8 protein-coding genes are annotated in these 7,004 nt (G+C 66.4%); 3 read left to right on the top strand and 5 right to left on the bottom strand.

What is annotated here, in order from left to right; all coding sequences use genetic code 11:
- From WBB14_RS31395 to WBB14_RS31405, 3 genes are all read left to right on the top strand, one after another.
- The coding region (locus WBB14_RS31395) for an FAD-dependent oxidoreductase (protein WP_424243243.1) at positions 1–786 on the top strand (786 nt) is incomplete at its 5' end.
- Positions 787–825: 39 nt separating this feature from the next.
- A complete protein-coding gene (locus tag WBB14_RS31400; protein ID WP_207466861.1) occupies positions 826–2,115 on the top strand; it encodes an aromatic ring-hydroxylating dioxygenase subunit alpha in 1,290 nt (429 codons plus the stop codon).
- 17 nt (positions 2,116–2,132) lie between these two features.
- The gene (locus tag WBB14_RS31405; protein ID WP_424243244.1) at positions 2,133–2,651 is read left to right on the top strand and encodes an aromatic-ring-hydroxylating dioxygenase subunit beta; all 519 of its coding nucleotides are present in this window, start codon (positions 2,133–2,135) and stop codon (positions 2,649–2,651) included.
- Positions 2,652–2,727: 76 nt separating this feature from the next.
- On the opposite strand, the gene WBB14_RS31410 is transcribed toward WBB14_RS31405, so the two are convergent.
- The 5 genes from WBB14_RS31410 to WBB14_RS31430 all read right to left on the bottom strand — a co-directional run.
- Entirely contained in the window at positions 2,728–3,348 is a 621-nt protein-coding gene (locus WBB14_RS31410; protein WP_424243245.1) for an N-carbamoylsarcosine amidohydrolase, read from the bottom strand.
- Positions 3,349–3,379: 31 nt separating this feature from the next.
- A complete protein-coding gene (locus WBB14_RS31415) occupies positions 3,380–4,429 on the bottom strand; it encodes a 2,5-dihydroxypyridine 5,6-dioxygenase (RefSeq protein WP_424243246.1) in 1,050 nt (349 codons plus the stop codon).
- 30 nt (positions 4,430–4,459) lie between these two features.
- Positions 4,460–5,284 (bottom strand): alpha/beta fold hydrolase, encoded by an 825-nt coding sequence (locus WBB14_RS31420; RefSeq protein WP_424243247.1) that lies wholly within the window; start codon positions 5,282–5,284, stop codon positions 4,460–4,462.
- Positions 5,285–5,304: 20 nt separating this feature from the next.
- Positions 5,305–6,267 (bottom strand): amidohydrolase family protein, encoded by a 963-nt coding sequence (locus WBB14_RS31425; RefSeq protein WP_424243248.1) that lies wholly within the window; start codon positions 6,265–6,267, stop codon positions 5,305–5,307.
- Positions 6,268–6,515: 248 nt separating this feature from the next.
- Positions 6,516–7,004, bottom strand: a 489-nt coding sequence (locus tag WBB14_RS31430; protein ID WP_424243249.1) for a nucleotidyltransferase family protein, incomplete at its 5' end; no start/stop codon positions are given.

A 7,004-nucleotide genomic window follows, 5' to 3' on the forward strand; every position in this document is an offset into this window, starting at 1 on the left:
GTCACTGTCCTGGAAAGCGCGCCGCGCCTGCTGGAACGCGTGCTGCCCCCGGCGCTGTCGGATTGGCTGGCCGAACGCGCCCGCCATGCGGGCGTGGACCTGCGCCTGGGCGCGCGGATCGCCCGCAGCGACTGGCAACCTCATGCGGACGCCGCGGTCCGGCATCAGGCCCGTTTCACGATAGAACTGCAGGATGGCGCCACGATAGAAGCCGACGTCGCAGTGGTGGCCATTGGCCTGGTGCCGGAAGTCTCCCTGGCCGCCCAGGCCGGCCTGGCGCTGGACCCCGCCAATGGCGGCATCGCGGTGGACGCCGCCTGCCGCAGCAGCGATCCCTATATTTACGCTGCCGGCGATTGCGCCAGCCAGCACCGCCGCCACCTGAACATGGCGCTGCGGCTGGAGTCCTGGCAAAACGCCAATGAGCAGGCGCGCGCGGCCGCGGCCGGCATGCTGGACCAGCCCGCTCCCGCCGAGCCTTACCCCTGGTTCTGGACCGACCAATACGGCTGCAACGTGCAGATGCTGGGCCTGCCCCAGCCGGACCTCGTCTATGCCTGCCGCGGCGTGCCGCAAGCTCAGGCCGAGGCGCCCAAGTTCATCTGGCTCGGCCACCGCGACGGCGTGCCGGTGCATGCCATCGCCATCAACGCAGGCGGCGATCTGCGCCAGTTGCGCGTGCTGTTCGAACAGGGCATCGCCATCGACCCCGAGCGCTACGCCGACGAGACCGTGGCGCTCAAGCCGCTGGTGAAAGCCTGCCAGCAGAACGCCGCCGCATCCTGAATCCCACCCATACCGCCCCCGCATCGACAGGAGCTTTTCATGTATCAATCGCAAACCGTCATCGGCCTTACGGTGGCGTCCAAGGACGCCGCGCTGGCCGACTGTGTCTGGCCGGAAGACGCGCTGCACTACATTCCGGACTGGGTCTACACCAGCCGCGCCGTCTACGACCAGGAAGTGGAAAAGATCTTCCGCGGCAAGACCTGGAACTACGTGGCCCTGGAAGCCGAACTGCCGAATCCGGGCGACTATAAGCGGTCGTATGTGGGGCCGACCCCAGTGGTGGTGTCGCGCGCCGAAGACGGTTCGGTCAATGTCTTCGAAAATCGCTGCGCCCACCGCGGCGCGGAGTTCTGCCGCAACAGCCAAGGCAACGCCAAGGAATTCGTCTGCCCTTACCACCAGTGGTCCTACGACCTGAAGGGAAATCTGCAGGGCATTCCCTTCAAGCGCGGCGTGAACCGCGAAGGCGGCATGCCCAAGGACTTCAAGAACGAAGAGCATGGCCTGCGCAAGCTGCGCGTCACCACGCGCAACGGCGTCATCTTCGCGTCCTACAGCGATGAGGTCGAACCCATCGAGGAATACCTGACGCCCGAGATCCTGGCCGATTTCGACACCGTCTTCCCGGGCAAGAAGCTCAAGATCCACGGCTACTACCGCAACGAGCTGCCGTGCAACTGGAAGATGTACCACGAGAACCTGAAGGATCCGTACCACGCGACCCTGCTGCATTCCTTCCTGGTGGTGTTCGGCCTGCTGGTGGCCGGCAACAAGTCCGCCATGCTGGTCGATCCGGTGCATGGCCGCCACGGCACCATGGCCTCGGCCAAGAGCGAGGACAAGTACGCCAGCGTCAGCGAAGAGAACAAGAAGGAAATGCGCTCCTTCCACGACGGCCTGCACCTGCAGGACGACCGTTTCCTGGAATTCGTCAAGGAGTTCGATTCGCCCTGGTCCGTCACCATGCAGACGGTGTGGCCCAACCTGATCGTGCAGCGCGAAATGAACACGCTGGGCGTGCGCCAGATCGTGCCCAACGGGCCCGACAGCATGATCATGCAATGGACCATGTTCGGCTACGAGGACGACACGCCCGAGATGGAGCGCCACCGCCTGCGCCAGGGCAATCTGATGGGCCCGGCAGGCTTCCTCGGCCTGGAGGACAACGAGGCCATGAAATTCGTGCAGGAAGGCGTGCGCCGCGCCAGCACCGACGTCAACGTGCTGAAGCTGGAATCCGGCAAGCAAGGCACCTCCAACACGCTGATCTCGGAAGCCGCGATCCGCTCCATGTACAGCTATTACCGCGGCGTGATGGGCTTCTGAGGCAGGAACATAGACACATGAGAACCCGATTCGAATATTCCCCCCGCAAGATCGATCCCGCGCGCGCCGTCGCGCTGCGACTGGAGATCGAGGAATTCCACGCCGACTATTGCGCCGCCCTGGACGCGGGCCAGGTCGAGGCCTGGCCGGACTTCTTCACCGAAGACGGCCTGTACCGCGTCACCGCGCGCGAAAACGCCGAGCTGGGCCTGCCCGTCGGCCTGGTGTACTCCGAAGGCCGCGCCATGATGCACGACCGCGCCGTGGCCATCTCGCGCACCCAGATGTTCGCCCCGCGCTACATGCTGCACCTGGTCAGCAATACCCGCGTCATCAGCGAATCCGCCGACGGCGAGATCGAGTCCCAGGCCGCGTTCATGCTGATGCAGACCCTGGTGGAAGGCCCCACCACGCTGCATCTGGCAGGCACCTACTACGACCGCCATACGCGGCAGGACGGCGTGCTCAAGCTGAAGGAACGGCAGGTGGTGTATGACACCACCATCCTGGCCAACGACCTGGTCTATCCCGTCTAGCAGCAGGGCCGTCAATGAAAAAGGGTTGCGCCGCTAGCGGCGCAACCCTTTTTTTATGCATGCGCCAGGCGCCGGTTCAGGCCTGCGTGGCGCGCACGGCCTCGTCGCGCGTCATCACGGTGGCGTACTTCTGCTGCATGTCGAACAGATTGGCGTCATGCGGGCCGATGGCGCGGTCGCCCACGCAGTCCGACACCACCAGCGGCCGGAAGCCGTACTGCATGGCGTCCACCACGCTGGCCCGCACGCAGCCGCTGGTGACCGCGCCCGCCACCAGCAGCGTCTGCACGCCGCGTTGCGACAGCCAGGCCGCCAGGCTGGTGCCGAAGAACGCCGAAGGCACCGTCTTGCGCACCACCAGTTCGCCGGCCGCGGGCGCGAGCTGCGGCACGATGGCGCTATTGTGGTCCGCTTCCTTCAGGGTCAGCATCCCTGGCACCTTCAGCGTGAAGATGTTGTGGTCGGCGTCGTCGTCGGCGAACACGATGCGGCTGTGCGCCACCGGCCAGCCTTGCTTGCGCGCATGCGCCAGCAGACCGGTCGTCTGCTCGATGGCCTGGGGAATGTTGCCGCCGCCGAACACCGCCGGATCGGCGAAGCCGTTGACCAGGTCCACGATCAGCAGGCCATAGGGCGCCTTGGGCGCCATCGAAGCGCCGAAGCCCTGACGTTCGTAGGCCGAGATATCGTCATTCATGTATCGAACTCCTTGAGCGATGATTGCCGGCCTAGGCCTGGGGGCCGCCGCCGTCCAGCACACGGCCTCCGCGCACCATGTCTTCCCCGTCCAGCCGCACGGTGCAGGCACGCAGCGGGATGTCGATGTGGCAGGTGGTGGTGCGCTTGCCGCCGGCCTCGTTGTTGGGACCCAGCGAGAACAGGAAATTGCCCTCGTAGGCTCGCGCGTCCATGCCTATGGTGGCTTCGCGGTCGTACAGGCCCAGGGTGGTCCAGTGCGCGCGCGGCTGCAAGCCCCAGCCTATGTGCGAGATCGCGTAGGCTTCCGGATCCTTGAACGAGGCCACGTACTCGCGCAGCAGTTCCGCGTCCACGCCGCCCTCGATGCGCGTGGCGTAGCCGTTTTCGACCGTCAGTTCGATGGCCGAGCGCACGTAGAGCTTCTGCGGCAGCAGGATGTCGCCCACGTCGATCACGATCTTGCCAGTAGCGCCGCCTTCGTTCGGCCAGGTCAGTACGAAACCGCTGGGCCAATGGTCCCAGCGGCCCGGCTCGTCGACGAAACCGTATTCGCTGATGGCCGGGAACTCGCCCAGCGGGCAGCGCAGGTCCGTGCCCGCTTCCGAAACCACGCTCATCTCACGCGCCGCGCCTATGCGCGCGGCGGCCGCCTTGACCCGAGCGCGATCGGCCTCGGTCGGCACCAACCGCGCCAGCACTTCGGGCGGCTCCACCGCCAGCAGGATCTTGGTGCCCGTGGCCAGGATCTCGTGCTGCTCCGGCGAGAACAGCAGCGTCATCAGGTCCAGCACCAGATCGCTTTCCTTCAGCGCCGCGATCGCGGCCTTGTTGCCGGTCAGCGGGGTAGTGCCCAGGTAGGCCAGCGAATCCCGGCTCAACGCCCGCTCGCCGTTGATGGGCGGCAGATCCAGGCGGTTGACGATGGCGCCCATGGCTTGCGCCGCGATCAGCGCCGTGGCCAAGGTTTGCGGGTGGGTCGCCGCGCTGGTCAGCACCGTGACGGTCTGCCCCGCTTGCAGCTTGGACAGGGTCAGCACCTGCTGCCAGGCCTTCACCATTTCATAATCGCTTATAGGCATGATGCCCTCCTTGCTAGTCGGTGCCGCGCTTCATGCGCGCGCCAGCGGCGCGCCCAGGAAGTCGCCGAAGGCCGCATAGAAGCCTTCTTCGTTGTCCCACGGGATCATGTGGCCGGCGGCAGGCACGCGGTAATGCTGCGTGCCGGGCGCCAGCCGCTGGATCTCGCTCACGTCGGCGTCCAGCACCACGTCGCCCCGCTCCGCCGTGATCAGCAGGACCGGCGCGTGCAGCAGCGGCAGGTCGGCGTGGATGTCGTCGCTCTGGAAGGCATCGAAGCTCTGGATGATGGCGCGCTCGTCGCAGGTGTGCAGCCATTCGGCGCGCAACTGGCGCTGCTCTTCGGTCCAGGTCGGGCAGAACGCGCGCATGGCTTCGGCATCCATGCCGTGGCGCGCCTGGGCCATGGAATCGACGTACCAGGGCAGCTTGGCCGGATACGGCCGGCGGCCGGGGCCGGACACCGGCGGGTCCACCAGGACCAGGCGGCCCAGGCCGGCAGGCTTGCCGCGCCCGGCGCGCACGCCGATGCGTCCGCCCATCGAATGGCCGACCACGCTGTAACGCGCCAGGCCCAGCGCCTCGGCGAAGGCCAGCACATCGGCGGCCTGCGCGTCGAGGCTGTAGTCCAGTCCCGCGCCGGCTTCCGACAGGCCGCGGCCGCGCACGTCCAGCACGTAGGTGTCGAAGGACTGGCCGAAGCGCTCGCCGACGAAGCCCCAGGTGATGGCCGGGCTGGTGATGCCCGGCACGATGATGACCGGATCGCGCCCCGCGCCGCGTTCGCCGCCATAGCGCAGGTAGTGCTGGCGGATACCGTTGGCGTGCACGTTGCCGCCATACAGGAAGTTGCTCATGTCAGTCTCCCAGGCTGGGCTCAGAGTTTGAACAGGCGCCGCGCGTTGCCGCTGCAGATCAATTCGCGGGTCGCGTCGTCCATCGGCGTCTGCTCGATGAATTCCACCGCCAGCGCGGTCGATTCGTAGGGATAATCCACCGAGAACATCACCGCCTCGCGGCCCATTTCTGCAATGGCGGCCATCAGCGTGGGAGGTGAACAGACGCCCGACGTGGTAATGAGGATGTTGCTGCCCAGGTATTCCGAAGGCGCGCGCGCCAGCTTGATGCCGTGCGAATACACCGCAAAGCGGCTGTCGAAGCGCCAGCGCAGGAACGGCAGGCCCTCGCCCATGTGGCCGAGAATCAGCTTGACGCCGGGATAACGGTCGAACACGCCGCCAAACAGCAGGCGCAGCGCATGGGTGGCGGTTTCCACGCCCCAGCCCCAGCACGCGCCCACCAGTTCGGGATGGCCCGAGTAGGCCTGCGGAATGACGTGGGGATCGGACGGATGCAGATAGACGGGCACGTCCAGTTCCTGCACCTTTTCCCAGAACGGATCGTAGGCGCGGCCGTCGTAGTACACGCCATTGGTGTGGCCGTTGATCAGGGCGCCCTTGAAGCCCAGCTGCTTGACGCAGCGTTCCAGTTCGGCGGCGGCGACCAGCGGATCATGCATCGGCACCGTGGCGAAGGCGCCGTAGCGCGTCGGGTGCCGAGCTACCTGCTCGACCAGGAAATCGTTGTTCTCCTTGGCGCGGCGCAGCGCGACGGCGGCATCGGCTTCGGCCTGCACACCGGGTCCGGTCTGCGACAGGATCACGTAGTCGATGCCGCCGCGGTCCATTTCGCCCAACCGGACCTCGTCGAAGTCCACCAGGCGCGCGGCCAGGTCGGCCAGCACGGCGGGATCGATGTGCTGCGCGAAGCTCTTCGAATAGTCCTTGAATCCGACCGCGGTGTAGTGCTCCTCAAACGCGATCTTGCGTACTTTGCTCATTCCCCTACTCCCAGTTTGGTGGCCAGGACCCTGTCCTGCCACGGCGCGTCAGCATTGTTTATCAGTACACTGACTATTAGATCGGAAATACCGGAATCGCGCGCAGCCGCTTTCCCATAGGGAGAAGTCCTGCGAGGGCTTCCGAATTTACGTCAGTATACTGACTTTATAATCAGCGTACTGACAAATTAGGGAAATCCCGAGGCGCAAAAAAAGGCCGCCGCAGCGGCCTGGCCAGCGGGCGGCGTTCAGCCGGCGCTTTCCAGATCGGATGGGGTGTCTACATCGCGCAACACGCCGGGATCAGCCACCGGCACCAGTTGCAGGCCGGGCTGCTTGAGCAGCCGCCGCGCGCCTTCATCGCCGCTCAAGGCCGCCAGCTGCGGCAGCAGTTCCACGCGGAATCCCACCGGGTGGCCGCGCTGCCCTTGGTACGAGGGCGCGGCCATAGGCGCGTGGCGCAGCGCGTCCAGCACGCTCTCCAAGCTTGTCCGTCGGATCCAGGGCATGTCGGCCAGCGCGACCAGCACGGCTGCGGGCGTGCCGGGCAAGCCCTGCAGATACTGCGCCGCGGCGGCCAGGCTGGCCCCCATGCCCTCGCCCGCCCGGTCCGTCTCCAGCACCCGGCAATCTTCCGCCTGCAGCAATCCGGCCAATACGGCGCTGCCGGGACGCACCACGGCCACGACCAGATCCACCGCCGCGCGTAGCGCCCGGGCGCTGGCCACGGCCACGCA

It is taken from the genome of Achromobacter sp., assembly GCF_049647645.1.
Classification (GTDB): Bacteria; Pseudomonadota; Gammaproteobacteria; order Burkholderiales; family Burkholderiaceae_B; genus Achromobacter.

Bases quoted from the DNA above. Each gene is read 5' to 3' on its own strand.
- WBB14_RS31425 (WP_424243248.1), bottom strand. From the start codon at position 6,267: ATGAGCAAAGTACGCAAGATCGCGTTTGAGGAGCACTACACCGCGGTC.
- WBB14_RS31410 (WP_424243245.1), bottom strand. From the start codon at position 3,348: ATGAATGACGATATCTCGGCCTACGAACGTCAGGGCTTCGGCGCTTCG.
- WBB14_RS31405 (WP_424243244.1), top strand. From the start codon at position 2,133: ATGAGAACCCGATTCGAATATTCCCCCCGCAAGATCGATCCCGCGCGC.
- WBB14_RS31400 (WP_207466861.1), top strand. From the start codon at position 826: ATGTATCAATCGCAAACCGTCATCGGCCTTACGGTGGCGTCCAAGGAC.
- WBB14_RS31415 (WP_424243246.1), bottom strand. From the start codon at position 4,429: ATGCCTATAAGCGATTATGAAATGGTGAAGGCCTGGCAGCAGGTGCTG.
- WBB14_RS31420 (WP_424243247.1), bottom strand. From the start codon at position 5,284: ATGAGCAACTTCCTGTATGGCGGCAACGTGCACGCCAACGGTATCCGC.